At 62.0% G+C, this 16,355-nt stretch carries 15 protein-coding genes, 1 other RNA gene and 2 pseudogenes; 7 read left to right on the top strand and 11 right to left on the bottom strand.

Going from position 1 to position 16,355, the window contains the following annotated elements; translation table 11 throughout:
* Window positions 1-40: 40 nt before the first annotated feature.
* The 6 genes from VNX23_RS08590 to VNX23_RS08565 all read right to left on the bottom strand — a co-directional run bounded on the left by VNX23_RS08590 (window position 41) and on the right by VNX23_RS08565 (window position 5,570).
* The gene (locus VNX23_RS08590; protein ID WP_325629016.1) at window positions 41-1,507 is read right to left on the bottom strand and encodes a methyl-accepting chemotaxis protein; all 1,467 of its coding nucleotides are present in this window, start codon (window positions 1,505-1,507) and stop codon (window positions 41-43) included.
* Window positions 1,504-1,857: a hypothetical protein gene (locus VNX23_RS08585; protein WP_325629014.1), complete on the bottom strand. Its 354-nt coding sequence runs from the start codon at window positions 1,855-1,857 to the stop codon at window positions 1,504-1,506. Before VNX23_RS08585 ends, VNX23_RS08590 begins: the two co-directional genes overlap by 4 nt.
* Window positions 1,858-2,070: 213 nt before the next feature.
* A complete protein-coding gene (locus VNX23_RS08580; RefSeq protein WP_325629012.1) occupies window positions 2,071-2,574 on the bottom strand; it encodes an Lrp/AsnC family transcriptional regulator in 504 nt (167 codons plus the stop codon).
* 70 nt (window positions 2,575-2,644) lie between these two features.
* On the bottom strand, window positions 2,645-3,622 hold the full coding sequence (locus VNX23_RS08575) for a sugar kinase (RefSeq protein WP_325629010.1): 978 nt from the start codon (window positions 3,620-3,622) through the stop codon (window positions 2,645-2,647).
* 397 nt (window positions 3,623-4,019) lie between these two features.
* Complete coding sequence (gene nudC / locus VNX23_RS08570) at window positions 4,020-4,979, bottom strand: NAD(+) diphosphatase (RefSeq protein WP_325629008.1); 960 nt, start codon at window positions 4,977-4,979, stop codon at window positions 4,020-4,022.
* A gap of 162 nt (window positions 4,980-5,141) precedes the next feature.
* Window positions 5,142-5,570: an HIT family protein gene (locus tag VNX23_RS08565; RefSeq protein WP_325629007.1), complete on the bottom strand. Its 429-nt coding sequence runs from the start codon at window positions 5,568-5,570 to the stop codon at window positions 5,142-5,144.
* Between the two features lie 207 nt (window positions 5,571-5,777).
* Here VNX23_RS08565 and ffs point away from each other — a divergent pair.
* From ffs to recR, 4 genes and pseudogenes are all read left to right on the top strand, one after another.
* Window positions 5,778-5,868: signal recognition particle sRNA small type (ffs, locus tag VNX23_RS08560), an RNA gene on the top strand.
* 112 nt (window positions 5,869-5,980) lie between these two features.
* Window positions 5,981-7,828: a DNA polymerase III subunit gamma/tau gene (locus tag VNX23_RS08555; protein WP_325629005.1), complete on the top strand. Its 1,848-nt coding sequence runs from the start codon at window positions 5,981-5,983 to the stop codon at window positions 7,826-7,828.
* Between the two features lie 15 nt (window positions 7,829-7,843).
* Window positions 7,844-8,167: pseudogene (locus VNX23_RS08550) on the top strand (YbaB/EbfC family nucleoid-associated protein); the annotation flags it as partial.
* Between the two features lie 334 nt (window positions 8,168-8,501).
* Complete coding sequence (gene recR / locus VNX23_RS08545) at window positions 8,502-9,107, top strand: recombination mediator RecR (RefSeq protein WP_325629003.1); 606 nt, start codon at window positions 8,502-8,504, stop codon at window positions 9,105-9,107.
* Window positions 9,108-9,416: 309 nt separating this feature from the next.
* Here the strand turns inward: recR and VNX23_RS08540 are convergent, their stop codons facing one another.
* From VNX23_RS08540 to VNX23_RS08530, 3 genes and pseudogenes are all read right to left on the bottom strand, one after another.
* Window positions 9,417-10,799 (bottom strand): AmpG family muropeptide MFS transporter, encoded by a 1,383-nt coding sequence (locus tag VNX23_RS08540; RefSeq protein ID WP_325629001.1) that lies wholly within the window; start codon window positions 10,797-10,799, stop codon window positions 9,417-9,419.
* Window positions 10,800-10,880: 81 nt separating this feature from the next.
* Window positions 10,881-11,185: pseudogene (locus tag VNX23_RS08535) on the bottom strand (GIY-YIG nuclease family protein).
* A gap of 83 nt (window positions 11,186-11,268) precedes the next feature.
* Window positions 11,269-12,477 (bottom strand): DNA recombination protein RmuC, encoded by a 1,209-nt coding sequence (locus VNX23_RS08530; RefSeq protein WP_325628999.1) that lies wholly within the window; start codon window positions 12,475-12,477, stop codon window positions 11,269-11,271.
* Between the two features lie 168 nt (window positions 12,478-12,645).
* Here VNX23_RS08530 and def point away from each other — a divergent pair, with 168 nt between their 5' ends.
* The 3 genes from def to truA all read left to right on the top strand — a co-directional run bounded on the left by def (window position 12,646) and on the right by truA (window position 15,125).
* Complete coding sequence (def, locus tag VNX23_RS08525; RefSeq protein WP_325628997.1) at window positions 12,646-13,173, top strand: peptide deformylase; 528 nt, start codon at window positions 12,646-12,648, stop codon at window positions 13,171-13,173.
* Between the two features lie 144 nt (window positions 13,174-13,317).
* Window positions 13,318-14,250, top strand: a complete 933-nt coding sequence (gene fmt / locus VNX23_RS08520; RefSeq protein WP_325628995.1) for a methionyl-tRNA formyltransferase — start codon at window positions 13,318-13,320, stop codon at window positions 14,248-14,250.
* Between the two features lie 137 nt (window positions 14,251-14,387).
* Window positions 14,388-15,125: a tRNA pseudouridine(38-40) synthase TruA gene (truA, locus tag VNX23_RS08515; protein WP_325628993.1), complete on the top strand. Its 738-nt coding sequence runs from the start codon at window positions 14,388-14,390 to the stop codon at window positions 15,123-15,125.
* 153 nt (window positions 15,126-15,278) lie between these two features.
* On the opposite strand, the gene VNX23_RS08510 is transcribed toward truA, so the two are convergent.
* Entirely contained in the window at window positions 15,279-15,845 is a 567-nt protein-coding gene (locus tag VNX23_RS08510) for a 5'-methylthioadenosine nucleosidase (RefSeq protein ID WP_325628991.1), read from the bottom strand.
* Window positions 15,842-16,355: M20/M25/M40 family metallo-hydrolase (locus tag VNX23_RS08505; RefSeq protein ID WP_325628989.1), on the bottom strand; the 514-nt coding region annotated here is incomplete at its 5' end. The genes VNX23_RS08510 and VNX23_RS08505, both read right to left, overlap by 4 nt.

Genomic DNA, 16,355 nt, shown 5'->3' with positions numbered 1-16,355 from the left:
AACACTTCGTGCTGTATCGCGTCCGGGACGCGGTTGCGCCCTACGCCACCCGCAGCGAACCGAGGAAGCTGCCGACCTCGGATTTCAGCCGGCTCGACTGCGACGACAAGCCGTTGGCGGCATCGAGGAGCCGCGACGTCGCGGTCTGGGCCTCATCGGAAGCGCGCGTGACGCTAAGGATATTTTCGCTCACGTGCCTGGTGCCGTCGGCTGCCTGCTGCACATTGCCGGAGATTTCCTTCGTCGCGGCCCCTTGCTGATCGACGGCCGCGGCAATCTGGCTCGAGATTTCGTCGATCTCCGCAATCGTTCCGCCGATCGCCTGGATCGCGCTGACCGCTTCGCCGGTCGCGGTCTGGATACTCTGAACCTGCGCGGAGATTTCCTCGGTCGCCTTCGCGGTCTGATTGGCCAGCGCCTTGACCTCGCTCGCCACCACCGCAAATCCCTTGCCGTGTTCGCCGGCGCGCGCCGCTTCGATCGTGGCGTTCAAGGCCAGAAGATTGGTCTGGCTTGCGATATTCTGGATCAGCGTGACGACCTCGCCGATCTTGTGCGTGCCGCTGGCCAGTCCCTCGACCACGGAGTTGGTGCGGCGTGCCTCCTCGGCTGCCTTGCCGGCGATTCCGGCCGAGCGGGTCACCTGTTTGGCGATCTCGCCGATCGAGGCCGTCAATTCCTCGGTCGCTGATGCAACCGTTCCGACATTGGCCGAAGCGCGTGTCGATGCCTCCGCCGCCGCGGCCGTCTGTTGCGTGGTTGCCTGGCTGTTGCGGTTAATCGAGGTGGACAGTCCCTGGATTTCGCCCGCCGCCACCGCGACGGCTTCGACGATGTGGGAGATCTTGCGCTCGAAGCCGGAGGCGAGTTCGCGCATTGCCGCCTCGCGTTCCCGCTTGGCTCGATGCTCGGTCTCGGTACGCTCGGCATTGGCGCGCGACTCGGCCACGTTTGCCGCTTGCGCTTCGGCGGTCTTCTGCGCCGTCGTCTCGAACAGATGCGAGAGCTTGTGGGCAAGCCAGATCAATACGCCGGCCTCGATGAGGAGGATGACGGCATGAAGCACGACCCGTCCGAGGTCGGCGCCGCCGGGATAAACCGCCGCGGGCAGCACCAGGTTCAGAATCAGGTGATGCAGCGCCACCGCTATCGTGGCGGCAATGATCGGCCGATAGTCGCAGTAGGAAACGAGGCAGGCCAGCGCCGCGAAGAAATACATGTGGGTGTCGATCTGCCAGCGATGCCCGGCGAGCTGGAAGGTGAACACCGACACATCGCCCATCAGTGCGACGGCAAAGATGAGGCGGGTCGAAAGTTCGTTGCCTATCATGCGCCATGACAGCGTCGCGGCCGCAGCCATCGCCGCAGTGATCAGGAAAGGCAGCATCCAGTCGGTCCCGCGCGCCATGCTGATGGCGATTGAGACCGGAACGTGTAACCAGAGCACCGCAAGCAAGGCCCTGCTGGTCGTCTCACGCAATTGTTTGAGATCACTGCTCTCGATCATCCTCGGTTTCCCCCGCCTTCAAACGTCAAACAGGCCGCGACCGCCTGCGGGTCGATCGCAAGCCAGACACCGGCCTGGCGCAGCCGGTCCACTCCGCCAGGGTTGTCAGGCCGAACAACCAGTACGGCTGGAATTGCCGTCGTTCTTATGATCGAGGCGTTGGCGGACGCCGCGGCCTGGAACGCTTGCTGCGCATTCCACCAAATCGGGAACACAACTGCCACCACCTCGGCATCGGCGCGAATCTGAAAGGAGAATGCGGCGAGCGTGATCCAGCTCAAAAACAGCAGGGCGGTCGCGTTCAGCCACGCAGGCCACCGGATCGCTGCACTGCCGCTTTCGTGCCCCATCGCGGCAAATTATCGAGTCAATGCTAATTACTGGTAAAAATGCCGCCGCCCGCCGAGAAGACATCGATAATACAAATGGTTGTACTATGGCTTCAGAAAACGGCGGGGTTGTTGCAACGGACGACATTGCCGCGCAAGGGATCGGGAAAGGCACGGCGAAGCGAAACGCCGTCCCTCACGCCCGTGACGCTTTGATCGGAGTCGATCCGTTCGCTAGCTCATCGCCGGTATCGGCAGGGCGGTCACCGACTTGATCTTCTCCATCGCAAAGCGCGACGTGACATTCTTCAACGGCACCGCGCCGATCAGCCTCTTGTAGAACACGTCATAGCTCTGCATGTCTGCGACCACGACGCGCAGCATGTAATCGACGTCGCCAGCCATCCGGTAGAATTCCATCACCTCCGGCATCGCGCTGACGGCGTCGGCGAATCTGCGCAACCACGCTTCGGAGTGATCGGCGCTTTCGACCGACACAAAGACGGTGATGCCCAGCCCGATCTTGTTCTGATCGACCAGTGCGACGCGGCGGAGGATGACGCCGTCGGCTTCTAGCCGCTGGATGCGTTTCCAGCAGGGGGTGGAAGACAGCCCGACACGGTCGCCGATCTCGGCAACAGACAGCGAGGCATCCTGCTGCAGGACGGTCAGGATCTTGCGGTCGATAGCGTCGAGCCTTCGATTGGGCTCCAGGGTGTGAACGGCTAATTCGGTCATGAGAAGAACTTTCTTCCAATAAGGGGGTTTGTGACCCTATTATAGAGAAAATCCTTCTAATTCAAGTCCGTTATTGCCCGGTGGACGCTGTTCCCACGGCTTGGGCCTGGCTCAAAAGCGCTTCAACTTCAGCACGTTGGGGTGCTGCGAAAGCGCCTCCGAAGCGAGTGCATTTCAGGGCAGCGGCGGCAGAGGCGAATTTGAGCGCCGACCGCAGATTCTGGCCCTCGGTGATCGCGAGGGCAAACCCCCCGTGGAAGACGTCGCCTGCCCCCAACGTGTCCACGGTGTGGACCGGGAAGGCCGGCGTCTGCTGCAGGTGGTGATGCTCGTCGAGCCAGATCGTGCCCAGCGCGCCGCGTGTTCCGGCCAGAAACGACGGAGTTAGTTTCGCGATCTTCTTGAGGGCCTCGCCGTCATCGGCGATGCCGGCGGTCTCCTGCAGGGGCTCGCTGGAGAACACCAGATGCGAGGAGGCGGTGAGAAGGCCCTCGCGCAACGACATGGCGCGGTCGACGTCGACGATCACGGGAATGCCGCGCCGCGTCGCTTCGGCGCACAGATTGGTGCAGAACGCCGCGCAACGGCTCTCGGTCAGGATGGCGTCGCAGTCCTCAAGCAGCGTGTTGGTGTCGGGCAGGCGCACCTTCCACAGTTCGGGATCGCGGAAGGTGACGATCGTGCGCTCACCGCTTGGATCGATCATGATGTTGGAAATCGGCGTCACCAGGCCCGGCATATGGACGATGTGCCGCATCTCGATGCCTTCCTCCGCCATTTTATCGAAAATGTATCTGGACGTTGTTTCGCGCGCATCGCCCATCGGCCCGCAGATCGAGGCGCGGCCGCCGAGCCGTGCGATTCCGATCGCCCCGTTGAGCGCATTGCCCCCGCAAATCTCGTCAAAATGCGTGGCATTTTCCTTGGAGCCGCGCGCCGGCAATCCTGGCACGCGAAACGTCAAGTCGCGCACCGGCATGCCGATGCAGAGAATCCGCGGAGGTGTTTTTCGCGGGGTGCGCCGCGCAAGTATTTGGGCATCATTCATGGCTATTCCGGACGGTGCGGGAACCTGAAGCTCCGATTCGAAGGCTTGCAAGCTATCGCGGCGATCTCTGATGCGAATTTCGGAATCAAGCAAGCTCCGGGAAATACCGATTTCTGGTAACGGCTTTCGAAATCGAAGTTCCCGCAATGAGGCCACAGCCGCATCGGGAGGAACTTCAAACTCACCGCACCGGATGTACTAGCGCGGTGAATTTGAACTTCCTATCAGTTTTGCTGCAACCTCGTCATAGGAACTTCAAATTCAAAAACCGCACTAGAAAACATCAAGTGACCAGTGCTCCTGATGATTCCGAAGGTCGCATCGGTGGTCGCCGCGAATGTTTGCGAACTTCGGAATCGGAGCACTAGCGCCGGCCCGAACGTAACAGACGCGGCCGTCATGGGTTCCCCCCATGCCCGCGGTCCGAACCCTTGACCCAACGTCCGAGCAGATGATGTGCAATCGCAAACGGGTGCGGACCTGCAAGGCCATCGGGATGTTCCCGCCTGATCATCAGGGCGGCTTCCGCATGATCGAACCAGCGTGCGTCCTCGAGTTCCGTGCGATCGACAACGATATCTTCGTTGAGCGCGCGCGCGGTGCATCCGATCATCAGCGACGACGGATAAGGCCACGGCTGGGTCATGTAGTAGTTGACGTCGGTGCAACGGACCCCGGATTCCTCGAAGATCTCGCGGCGAACCGCGTCCTCGATGGTTTCCGCGGCTTCGACGAAACCAGCAAGGCACGAATACATGCCGGGCAGGAAATGCTTCTGCCGGCCGAGCAGGACCTTGTCGCCTGAAGTCACCAGCATGATCACGACGGGGTCGGTGCGTGGAAAATGCTCGGCCTTGCAGTTCGGGCAGTCGCGCTTCCAGCCCCCTTCCTTCATCGCCGAGCGGGTCCCGCAATTGGCGCAATAGCCATGGCGCTGATGCCAGTTCACGAGCGATTTCGCCATCGCGATCGCCGAAAGCTCGCTGGCCGGGACGACGCCCTGCATGGCCATGCCGCGCAACTCGCTCACCGCAGCGTCGTCTCGGGTCAGCAGCTGCTCCACTGCGCCGGGCGAGATTCCCATGCCGAACACCGGCGCGCCTTGGCGCAGCCCTAAGAAGATCGTGCCGGGATTGGCGCCCAATTGCCTGGCCTCATTGAGGCCGAGCAGGGCGCGGGGACCGGTGGCCTCACGTCTCACCACCAGCGAATCGCGATAGACGACATAGGCACGGGCGTCAGGATGGGCCTCGAGCGCGAGCAGTTTTTCCTCGTCACCGCGCAGGTGGGCGGCGCGATCGAGAATATGGGAGATGAAGCCCGGCTGGCCCAAAGGAAACGAATCGAAAGCTGTCATGTGTTCAACCTAGTGCTCCGATTCCGAAGTTCGCAAATATTCGCGAAGCCGCGGCACAAATGATGCGGACTTCTGAACCGCCACACTAGCAAACCTAAAATTCCAGTGCCGGTTTTCCATTTGAAGTCCCTGAACGAATTTGGCGCTTGTGCTGCAGGAACTTCAAATAGGCGGCGCTAGCCAGATCTTGCGGCGGAGTGCGCTGATAAATTTCTGGACTTCCTCCGCATCGTGCGCAAGCGGGGGCACCACGCCCCAGACCGGGCGCGGCCAGGCGGCATCGCCGGAGCGGCGCGCAATGATATGGACGTGAAGCTGCGGCACCATGTTGCCAAGGGCTGCGATGTTCAGCTTGTCGCATCTGGTGATCTCTTTGAGGGCACGGGCGGCGCGGGAAATTTCGGTCATCAGTTGCGCTTGTTCGACCTCGTCGAGATCGATGATCTCCACGATGTCGGGCCGTCGCGGCACCAGCAACAGCCACGGGTAATTCGCATCCTTGATGACCAGCACCCGGCTCAGCGGCAGGTCACCGATATCGATCGTGTCTTCCTTGAGCCGCGGGTGGAGCGACCAGGCGGTTTCGGACATGAGGGCTCCCGAATACCCTTCCTCGGGCGTGGACGAGGTTTCATAGCAAGGCGCCACACCCGGCGAAAGCAGATGATCCAGTTTCGCTTCCGCACTCCGTCGAAATCGACGGTCCGGGGCCTCTGGAAAGGGCCGCCTTGCGCCGGGTTTGAACGGTCATGAGCCCGCTTGCTTTCCGGTCGTTTTGGCCCCAAATAAGGGCCGGGAGATTGGCGGTGGACGAGCCACTCGCCAACCGGGTCAGGTCCGGAAGGAAGCAGCCCTAACGAGGTCCGGATCGGGTCGCTCGTCAGTCTCCCACCTTTATTTCTGGCGAATCGCGCAAAAAACGGCAGCCTGACCTCGCGTCGGATCTGCTCCCGCTGTTCCGCAAAGCCGGCCTCGAGAGATAATCAATTGCGGATCGATCGATGACCGACGCTGGCGCTCCTTTGATGCCCCCTCACGATTCGGAAAGCGCACTGCAGGGTGGTTTTGATCTTTCCGGCGCGGCCAGTGCCGGCAAGCCCTATCGTGTGCTGGCGCGGAAATACCGCCCTGCCACTTTCGACGACCTGATCGGCCAGGACGCCGTGGTGCGCACGGTCTCGAATGCCTTCGAAACCGGGCGCATTCCACAGGCCTGGATCCTGACCGGCGTCCGCGGGGTTGGAAAGACCACGACCGCGCGGATTCTCGCCCGCGCGCTGAACTACGAATTGCCTGATGGCTCGGTGCAGGGGCCGACCATCCACATGCCCGTCATGGGGGTGCATTGCCAGGCGATCATGGAGAGCCGGCACATGGACGTCCTGGAAATGGACGCCGCCTCCCATACCGGTGTCGACGATGTCCGCCAGATCAACGACAGCGTGCGCTACGCCCCGGCGAGCGCGCGTTACAAGGTCTACATCATCGACGAAGTCCACATGCTTTCGACGGCGGCGTTCAATGCGTTCCTGAAAACGCTGGAAGAGCCGCCGGAACACGCCAAATTCGTCTTCGCCACGACCGAAATCCGCAAGGTTCCGATCACGGTGCTGTCGCGCTGCCAGCGCTTCGATCTGCGCCGCGTCGAGGCCGATGTGCTGATGGCGCACCTTGCCCATATCGCGACCAAAGAGGGCGTGGAAGTCGAGCCGCAAGCACTCGGCATCATCGCGCGGGCCGCCGAAGGCTCGGTGCGCGATTCGCTATCGCTGTTCGATCAGGCGATCGCGCACGCTGCAGGTCCTGTTCGCGCCGATGCCGTGCGGCAGATGCTCGGGCTTGCCGATCGCACCCGCGTGATCGATCTTTTCGAACATCTGGTTGGCGGCGACATCGCCGGCGCATTCCGGGAGTTTCGCGAGCAGTATGACACCGGCGCCGATCCGGTCGTGGTGCTGTCCGATCTGGCCGAATTCGTCAATTTCGTCACCCGCGTCAAGATCGTGCCGGCGACCGCCGACAACGTCGCCTTCGGCGAAACCGAGCGGCTGCGCGCGCGCGAATTCGCCGCCAAAATCTCGATGCGGGTGCTGTCGCGGATGTGGCAGATGCTGCTCAAGGGCATTACCGAGGTGCAAGGCGCCACGCGTCCCGCCGCGGCTGCGGAAATGGTGCTGGTGCGCATCGCTTACGTGGCCGACATGCCGACACCCGACGAGGCGATCCGGATGATCGAGCAGAATGGCGGGGCTTCGCCCGTCGTTGCCGGCAACGCGCCGCCGCGCAGCACGCCGGCCGCGCCGGTTTCCTCCATGTCGACTTCGCCCGTCAGGCAGGCGCCTACCCCTCGTGCCAATGCGGAAGCTTCAGTGCGGCCCCAGATGATGGCGCCGCCTCCGGAATTTCAGTCCATGCCGGCGCGCCGGATTGCAAGTTTTCCGGAACTGGTGGCGCTCGCTGCCGAAAAACGCGATTTGCAAACCAAGGCCGCGCTGGAGGCCGATGTCCGGCTGGTCCGTATCGAAGACGGACGGTTGGAGGTGGCGCTGGAGCGCAGCGCGGCGCGAACGCTGATCAACGACCTTTCCCGCAAGCTCGAGCAATGGACCGGGCGGCGCTGGACCGTGATCGTATCGAACGAGCCCGGACAGCCGACGCTGCGCTCGCAGAACGAGGCGGCGAGGAGCCAGCGCGAGCGTGCCGCGGAATCCGACCCGCGGGTACAGGAGGTGCTGGCGCGTTTTCCCGGCGCCAAAGTGGTCGAAGTGCGCAAGCTTGCCCCCGAGCCGCCGGAATCCCATTCTAACGGTGAGGACCTCACCGAAAGCTCCGATGGCGACGATCTATAATTCTGGAAGGAATCTGTCATGGCTGACTTTCTCGGCATCATGAAACAGGCAGCGCAGCTGCAGTCGAAGATGCAGGCGATGCAGGAAGAGCTCGGAAATGTCGAAGTGGAGGGCATTTCTGGCGGCGGTCTCGTCAGCGTGCGGATGACCGCCAAGATGGAAGTCAAGTCCATCAAGATCGATCCGTCGCTGATCAAGGCGGACGAGCGCGGGATTCTCGAGGACCTGCTGGTGAGCGCGCATAACGACGCCAAGCGCAAGGCGGAAGCCGCGATGGCGGAGAAAATGCAGGCGCTGACCGGCGGTCTCGGCTTGCCGCCGGGCCTCGGTCTTGGCTAGTGGAGTGGATTTGACATTCGCTACCCCAACTGGTGCCACTTTCCGAAGTTCGTGTCCCGTTACAGCACCCACCATTCACGAACTTCAGAAAGTCATGGGCACCAGCGAATTTATTGACTCCAGTGCCGCTTTTCGATTTGAAGTTCCTGGATATAAAGTACGCCGCTTGTAGCGCAGGAACTTCAAATCGGCGGCACTGGCCGCGGATTCGCAAAGCGAATGTCGAATCCTGAACTCCACTAGATTTCATATTTGGTAGTGGTCCTTTGATTCCAACATTCGCAAAGGTATCCGCTGCAACGGGAAGCGAATGTTAGAATCGGACCACTAGCAGATGGCCATTGCGGTTGCCGGCCCCGAAATCGAACGCCTGATTCAGCTCCTGGCACGCCTGCCGGGGCTTGGGCCGCGCTCGGCGAGGCGCGCGGCGCTGCACCTGATCAAGAAGCGCGAAGCACTGATGACGCCGCTGGCCGCCGCATTGCAGGTTGCGATCGACAAGATCCAGGTCTGCAAGACCTGCGGCAACATCGACACGCAAAATCCCTGCACGGTCTGCACCGATCCGCGGCGCGATCGTTCCATCATTGTAGTGGTCGCCGACGTCGCCGACCTCTGGGCGCTGGAGCGCGCGCACGCGACCAACGGGCTCTATCACGTGCTCGGGGCGACACTGTCGCCGCTTGACGGCGTCGGTCCGCAGGATCTGACCATCGAGGCACTGGTCAAGCGCGCCCATGATGCTTTAGTGACTGAAATTATCCTGGCCCTGAACGCAACCGTCGACGGTCAGACTACCGCGCACTACATCACCGACCTCCTGCAGGACGCCAATGTCAGGGTGACGCGGCTCGCCCATGGCGTTCCGGTCGGCGGCGAGCTCGACTATCTCGATGAGGGCACGCTGTCGGCGGCAATGCGGCAGCGAACGCTTTTCTGAAGCGCGATGGCTTCAGGTTCGATCACCGCCTGGTCGTCATTGACGGTCGTAGGGTGGCAAAGCGAAGCGTGCCCACCGTTGAGGATGGAGTTAGCGGAGAGTGGTGGGCACGGCGCGAGTGCGCCTTTGCCCACCCCACACGTTCTGGCCAGATGAGCGAGGCGGTGGTGACGAAATGGAGCCTGGTGACGAGGCATTGATGGCGCGATGTTGCCGCATCCATTAATGTCATCGCCCGGCTTGACCGGGCGACCCAGTATTCCGGAGATAGCAGCGAAAAATCGAGAAGCCGCGGCGTACTGAACTGGATCACCCGCTTTCGCGGGTGATGACGGGTGATGTCTCCAACGCCGCGAAATGCTTGCGCCGCTGCAGGTAGGCAAGCAGGATCAGGCTCGGCACCGCGACCACGACGCAGATAACGAAGAACAGCGGCCATCCGGTTGTCTTCGCGACATAGCCTGCGCCTGACGAAAGGTAAGTTCGCCCGACTGCGGCCAGCGCGGTGAGCAGCGCGTATTGGGTCGCGGTGTGCAGCGGATTCTGGCACAGCGCCGACAGATAGGCGACGAAGATCACGGTGCCGATGGCGCTGGTGAAGTTTTCCGCTGATATCGCAAAGGCCAGCGCCCATTGATTGACGCCGACCAAGGCAAGCCACGAGAACGACAGGTTGGCGACGGCCTGCAGCACGCCGCCGATCCATAGGCTTGCGGCAAGGGAGTAACGCCTGGCAACAAAGCCACCGGCAAAGCCGCCGATCAGGGTCGCGGCAAGTCCAACGCCTTTGACGATCGCGGCGTAATCGTTGCGCGAAAAGCCGAGGTCGATCACGAAAGGCGCGGTCATGCTGCCGGAAAAGGCGTCGGTAAATTTGAACAGCACCACGAAGGCGAGCGCGGCAAGCGCGTCTTTCCGGATCAAGAATTCCGAAAACGCGCCCCAGGCGGCATGGATCACGCGCGCAAACGCGGTCTCGCTGCCGGTCGCTGCTTCCGCGCGCGCGGATTGCGCGGGTTCGGTGGCGACGAGCGCCGTGACGGCGCCGATCAGGATCATCGCGGCCATCGTCACATAGCCCCACATCCAGGCGGAGGAACGCAGTGTCCCGGCGCTCTCATAACCGCTCACCAGGAACAACGCACCGGCGGTCGAGGCCAGCATGCCGATCCGGTAGGCGGCGACATAGCCCGCCATGCCGGCAGCCTGTTCGCTCTCGGGCAGGCTCTCGACCCGAAAGGCATCGACCACGATGTCCTGCGTCGATGACGCCGTTGCGACCAGCAGTGCGGCGAACGCCACGAATGCGGGCGAGCGCGCTGGGTCGGCGAGCGCGAGCAGCAGGGTCGCCGCGATCAGCAGCAATTGCGAAAACAACAGCCAGCCGCGTCGACGGCCGAACTGGTGCGTGAAGAATGGCACGTGCAGCGCATCGACCAGCGGCGCCCAGAGGAATTTCAGCGTATAGGGCGTCCCGACCAGCGCAAAAAGTCCGATGGTGCCAAGATCGACGCCGGATTCGCGCATCCAGACCAACAGCGTCGAACCCGACAGCGCCAGCGGCAGGCCGGAGGAAAAGCCGAGAAACATGACAATGAGCACCCGGCGTTGCAGATAGACTGCAAGACTCTCACGCCAGCTAACGCGCGTAGCGGGGTTTGGGGAAGATGAGGTCGTTTCCGGTGTCGACATGGAGCGGTGTTAGCAGATTCTGGCGCAACAAATGATAATGTCGTCGCCCGGCTTGACCGGGCCACCCAGTATTCCAGAGGCCTATCGACCGCCCTTGGCGATCTCCGGAAAAAGATCGATCCAGTTCGGATTGTCCCGCTCAATCAGTGAAATCTTCCACGCACGGGGCCATTTTTTAATCGCTTCTCGCGATGGATGGCCTGATCAATCTGGTCGAAGATTTCGAAGTAAACGAGTCGTGTCACGTCGTAACGTTTTGTGAAACTCTCGGCGATCCTCGATTTATGTTTAGCCACGCGTCGGATGAGATCATTAGTCACACCAATGTATAAGGTCCCACCAATGCGGCTGGCGAGAATATAGATGTAGTAGCTGCGAGTTCCCATCTGCCGTCTCTGGAATACTGGATCGCCCGGTCAAGCCGGGCGACGACAGCAAGATTCGCGGCGGCAGCCTGCGTCAATTTTGCTCACTCCCCCGCCTGCAGCTTGCGCGGCAGCGGGAACAGTTCCGGCGTGGCAGGCCTGACGGTACGGGGCGCTTCCAAAGGCGCATCGGCCTTGCTGAAGTCGAGTTCCTCGATTCGACCAGCGCGCTTTTCGATCTTGTCGGCGGAAATCAGGATCTGGCGAACATCCTCGTTGGCGTCGGCAAAATGCTTCTGCAACTTGAGCACGCGCTCGCGCAATCGTCCGAGATCGTCGCCGAGATTGAGCACTTCGGTCCGAATCTGGTCGGCGGCGTCGCGCATCCGTGCATCTTTCAGGATCTGCTGCATCACCTGGATCGCCAGCATCAGAAGCGACGGCGACACCAGCACGACGCGCGCGCGATAAGCCTTCTGGATCACATCGTCGAAGCGATCGTGAATCTCGGCATAGACCGATTCGGAAGGCACAAACATCAGCGCGCTGTCCTGGGTTTCGCCCGCGATCAGGTATTTTTCGGCGATGTCGCCGACATGCTTCATGACATCGGCGCGTAGCCGCTGGCTGGCTATTCTCTTTTCCTCATCGCTGCGCGCGTCGTGCAGCGCGGTGATGGCCTCCAGCGGGAACTTGGCGTCGATACAGAGCGGGCGCTGGTCGGGCAGGAACACGACGCAATCGGGCCGCTTGCCGGTCGAGAGCGTGTGCTGGAATTCGTAAGCGCCCTTCGGCAGGCCGTCCTGGACGATCGCCTCCATCCGCGCCTGGCCGAAGGCGCCGCGCGATTGCTTGTTGGCCAGCACGTCGCGCAGCGTCGTTACCTGCGAAGTGAGATCGGTCAGATTCTTGTGGGCGTTGTCGATGATGCCGAGCCTTTCATGCAGCACGCGGAGCGAATCCATCGTGTGGCGCGTCGTCTGTTCCATCGACTGGCCGACGCGGTGGGTCACCGAGTCAAGCCGTTCGGTCACCGCACGTGCCATTTCGGCCTGGCGGCCGGCCAATGCCTGGCCCATCGCATCGACGCGGCCGGTGGCCTCGCTTTGCGCGCGCAGCACCTCGGCAAGGCGGTCCTCCAGCTCATCGGCGCGCTCGGCCTGCGCCATTGCCAATTCGAGCCCACGCCGACCGGATCGCGCGACCACGATGGCGATGACCAGGAGCAGGATGAGGGCGAGCGCACTGAGACCGATCAGCACATCGCCGGTATGGACCGGCCATTCGCCGATCCTGAAAACAATGTCGTTCATGCCGCCGTTGTAACCGATTCGCCCTTGAATACGAACGAAGAGGGAACGATTATGTGGAACGCGGGCGATTTTTGTGGTTAACGCTTCCTTAAAAAACATGGTTAAGCGCCGGTTAATGCGCTCATCCCGACACATTGACCCCCGCAAATCCCAAGCTTAAATCCCGCCATGGCATTAAGAGAAATCATCATCCTCCCCGACAAGCAGTTGCGGCTCGTCTCCAAGCCGATCGAGAAGGTCACAACCCAGATCCGCAAGCTCGCCGACGACATGTTCGAGACCATGTACGACGCGCCGGGAATAGGTCTCGCCGCGATCCAGGTTGCCCAGCCGTTGCGCCTGATAACCATGGATCTCGCGCGGAAGAACGAGGAGGGTGAGGTCACGCCGCAACCGCGGGTCTTCATCAATCCCGAGATATTGGCCTCATCGGAGGAGACCTCCGTATATGAGGAGGGCTGCCTGTCGATTCCCGAATATTACGAGGAGGTCGAGCGGCCGGCGAAGGTGCGCTTTCGCTTCACCGATCTCGACGGCAAGGTGCACGAGGAAGACGCCGAGGGCTTGTTCGCTACCTGCATCCAGCACGAGATCGACCATCTCAACGGCGTGTTGTTTGTGGACTATCTGTCGAAACTCAAGCGCGACCGCGTGATGAAGAAATTTTCCAAGGCTGCCAAGCGCGCAGCGGAGTAAGGGATAGAGTTTAGTCATGTCTGTCATGGCCGGGCTTGACCCGGCCATCCACGTCTTTGCGGCGACAAGAAAGACGTGGATGCCCGCGACAAGCGCGGGCATGACGAAAGGAAAATCGACACCTCGTCACACGTGGAAAAGTTCATGCCGCTACGTCTGATCTTCATGGGTACGCCCGAATTCGCGGTGCCGACGCTGCTTGAACTCGTGGCCCATGGCCACCAGATCGCGGCCGTCTATACCCGCGCGGCAAAGCCCGCCGGCCGCGGCATGAAATTGCAGATGAGCCCGGTCGAACAGGAGGCCCGCCGCCTCGGCATTGCCGTGGTGACGCCATCGACACTGAAGACGCCGGAGGCGCTGGGGGAGTTGCGCGCCTGCGAGGCAGACGCCGCCGTGGTCGTGGCCTATGGCATGATCCTGCCGCAGGCCGTTCTCGATGTCCCCCGGCTCGGATGCTTCAACCTGCATGCCTCGCTGTTGCCGCGCTGGCGGGGAGCCGCGCCGATCAACCGCGCCATCATGGCCGGCGATAGCGAGACCGGCGTGATGGCCATGATGATGGATGCCGGGTTAGATACCGGCGATATCGCGATGGCCGAACGTGTCACCATCACGGATGCGATGACGGCGGCCGACTTGCATGACGCGCTGGCCCCACTCGGCGCCGACCTGATGGTGCGCGCGATCGGCGCGCTGGAACGCGGCATGCTGCAATTCAGGCCGCAAGGCGGCGAGGGCGTGACCTATGCCGCCAAGATCGACAAGGCCGAAACGCGCATCGACTGGAACAGGCCAGCGCGCGACGTCCTGCGCCATATTCACGGACTGTCGCCATTTCCCGGCGCCTGGTGCGAAATGACGCTCGAAGGCGCGGCTCAACGGGTCAAGATCCTGCGCGGCGAAATCGCCGGCGGATCCGGTACGCCCGGCGAATTGCTCGATGATCGCCTGACGGTTGCCTGCAGGCAGGGCGCGTTGCGAATCCTCCAACTGCAGCGCTCCGGCAAGCAGCCGATGAAGGCGGAGGAATTTTTGCGCGGCACGCCGATCAGGGCAACGGCGCGGTTAGGCTGATGCCCGTCGTCAAACACCACTGTCATACCCCGCGAAGGCGGGGTATCCAGTACGCCGCGGCATTGAGATCGAATCGAGATTTCAGGGAATACTGGATCATCCGCTTTCGCGGATGATGACTTCGGTCTTGGACGGATATGCCCCGCTATAAACTCATCATCGAATATGACGGCGCCCCGTTCAGCGGCTGGCAGATTCAGGACAATGGCCCGTCGGTGCAGGGCGCGCTGGAAAACGCGGTCAAGGCAATCTGCGGTGAAGAGATTCGCGTTCATGGCGCAGGCCGCACCGACGCCGGCGTGCATGCGCTCGGGCAGGTCGCGCATTGCGATATTGCCAAGCCCTTCGCGCCCGGTCGCTTGCGCGACGGCCTGAACGCGCATTTGCGGCCGTTGCCGATCGGCGTTCTCAGCGCGGAAATCGTGCCTGACAATTTTGAGGCGCGGTTTTCCGCGAAAAAAAGGCATTATCTCTACCGCATCGCCAATCGCCGCGCCAATCTCGCGCTCGACGTCGGGCGCGCCTGGCGGCTGCCGCGCCCGCTCGATACAGACGCCATGCACCTGGCCGCGCAACGTCTTGTCGGCAAGCACGACTTCACGACATTCCGCGACAGCGAGTGCCAGGCGAAATCGCCAGAGAAAACGCTCGACCAGCTCGACGTCGCAAGGGATGGCGATGCCGTCAACATCCTGACCTCGGCGCGCTCGTTCCTGCACAGCCAGGTGCGTTCGATGGTCGGTTCACTGGTCTGGGTCGGCGAAGGCCGCTGGTGCGCCGACGATCTCGCGGCCGCCCTTGCCGCCCGCAGCCGCGCCGCCTGCGGCCCTGTCGCCCCGCCGGACGGGCTCTATCTGGTGCGGGTGGATTATTAGTCTTTGATACACGGTCGTCATTCCGGGGCGCGCCTAAGCGCGAACCCGGAATCTCGTGCGATAACTTCTAGATTCCGGGTCCACGCGAAGACGCGTGTCCCGGAATGACGTTGTAGGGTTAGCGGACGAGAACGAGCAATTTTCGAACAGGCTTCAGTCCACCGTCTTTAACGCCTTCACCTCATCCCAGAACTGATCCTGTCCGCTCCCAACATCGGCGATCCAGTGATCGGCGACCAAATTGTTGGCATCGTCGGTGATGAATTTGAACGCGCGCCAGGGGATTGAGTGGCGCTGGCAGACATGGGCGATCGCGAACAGTTCCATGTCGACGACATCGACATGGTTCTCGTTGAGCCACGGATCATCAGACGTCACGAAACTGTCGCCGGTCCCGCAGGTCACGCCATCAAATCCGGAGGACAGCTTGTCGAGGTTGGACGAGTACGGCGTTCGTCCGCGCGGCACCAGCGGCATGGCCATCATGTCGCGCTGCACGACATGCGCCACTTCCACAAGGCCGGAAAGCGTCTCGTTGATTCGCCCCGCGGTGCCGTAATTGATCACCAGCGATGGCCGCAATACCAGGAGGGCAAGCGTCGCCGCACTCGCGGCATTCACCTTGCCGACGCCGCTATAGATCACCTCGACGTCCGCCGGCGCGCGGGCCTTGTCCAGCTCGTCGTCGATCGCGGTGAGCACCAGGATTTTCCTGGTCATGCGAAATAACGATCCAGGATGCCGCGGTAGATCCTGGTCAGCTTCTCGAGATCGGAAACCGGCGTCCGCTCGTCGACCTGATGCATGGTCTGGCCGACCAGGCCGAACTCGATCACAGGACAATAGCCCGAGATGAAGCGCGCATCCGAGGTGCCGCCCGAGGTGCTCAATTCCGGTTTGCGGCCGGCGACCGCTTCGATCGCCGCGACCGCGAGATCGGTGAAGGCGCCGGGCTTGGTGACGAACACGTTGGAGTTGGAATATTCCCACACGATCCGCGCCTTGATGCAATTGCCGGCCGCCCCGGCCATGCGCTGTTCGACCAGTTCGCGCAGCGAATCCTGCGTATGCAGATCGTTGAAGCGGATGTTGAACTTGGCGCGGGCCTGTGCCGGGATCACATTGCTGGCGGCGTTGCCGACATCGATCGAGGTGAATTCAAGGTTCGACGCCTGAAACTGCGCGCTGCCGTGATCGAGCGGCTCCTGGCTCAGCGCCACGACCAGGCTT

Source organism: Bradyrhizobium sp., assembly GCF_035570375.1.
In the GTDB taxonomy this organism is placed as follows: domain Bacteria; phylum Pseudomonadota; class Alphaproteobacteria; order Rhizobiales; family Xanthobacteraceae; genus Bradyrhizobium.
This window is presented reverse-complemented; position numbering and strand designations above follow the sequence as displayed.

Excerpts from the sequence above, each read along its gene's own strand:
- VNX23_RS08590 (WP_325629016.1), bottom strand. The coding sequence starts at position 1,507 with ATGATCGAGAGCAGTGATCTCAAACAATTGCGTGAGACGACCAGCAGG.
- VNX23_RS08565 (WP_325629007.1), bottom strand. The coding sequence starts at position 5,570 with ATGTCCGAAACCGCCTGGTCGCTCCACCCGCGGCTCAAGGAAGACACG.
- VNX23_RS08575 (WP_325629010.1), bottom strand. The coding sequence starts at position 3,622 with ATGAATGATGCCCAAATACTTGCGCGGCGCACCCCGCGAAAAACACCT.
- def (WP_325628997.1), top strand. The coding sequence starts at position 12,646 with ATGGCATTAAGAGAAATCATCATCCTCCCCGACAAGCAGTTGCGGCTC.
- VNX23_RS08555 (WP_325629005.1), top strand. The coding sequence starts at position 5,981 with ATGACCGACGCTGGCGCTCCTTTGATGCCCCCTCACGATTCGGAAAGC.
- VNX23_RS08510 (WP_325628991.1), bottom strand. The coding sequence starts at position 15,845 with ATGACCAGGAAAATCCTGGTGCTCACCGCGATCGACGACGAGCTGGAC.
- VNX23_RS08580 (WP_325629012.1), bottom strand. The coding sequence starts at position 2,574 with ATGACCGAATTAGCCGTTCACACCCTGGAGCCCAATCGAAGGCTCGAC.
- nudC (WP_325629008.1), bottom strand. The coding sequence starts at position 4,979 with ATGACAGCTTTCGATTCGTTTCCTTTGGGCCAGCCGGGCTTCATCTCC.
- fmt (WP_325628995.1), top strand. The coding sequence starts at position 13,318 with ATGCCGCTACGTCTGATCTTCATGGGTACGCCCGAATTCGCGGTGCCG.
- VNX23_RS08530 (WP_325628999.1), bottom strand. The coding sequence starts at position 12,477 with ATGAACGACATTGTTTTCAGGATCGGCGAATGGCCGGTCCATACCGGC.
- truA (WP_325628993.1), top strand. The coding sequence starts at position 14,388 with ATGCCCCGCTATAAACTCATCATCGAATATGACGGCGCCCCGTTCAGC.
- VNX23_RS08585 (WP_325629014.1), bottom strand. The coding sequence starts at position 1,857 with ATGGGGCACGAAAGCGGCAGTGCAGCGATCCGGTGGCCTGCGTGGCTG.
- recR (WP_325629003.1), top strand. The coding sequence starts at position 8,502 with ATGGCCATTGCGGTTGCCGGCCCCGAAATCGAACGCCTGATTCAGCTC.
- VNX23_RS08540 (WP_325629001.1), bottom strand. The coding sequence starts at position 10,799 with ATGTCGACACCGGAAACGACCTCATCTTCCCCAAACCCCGCTACGCGC.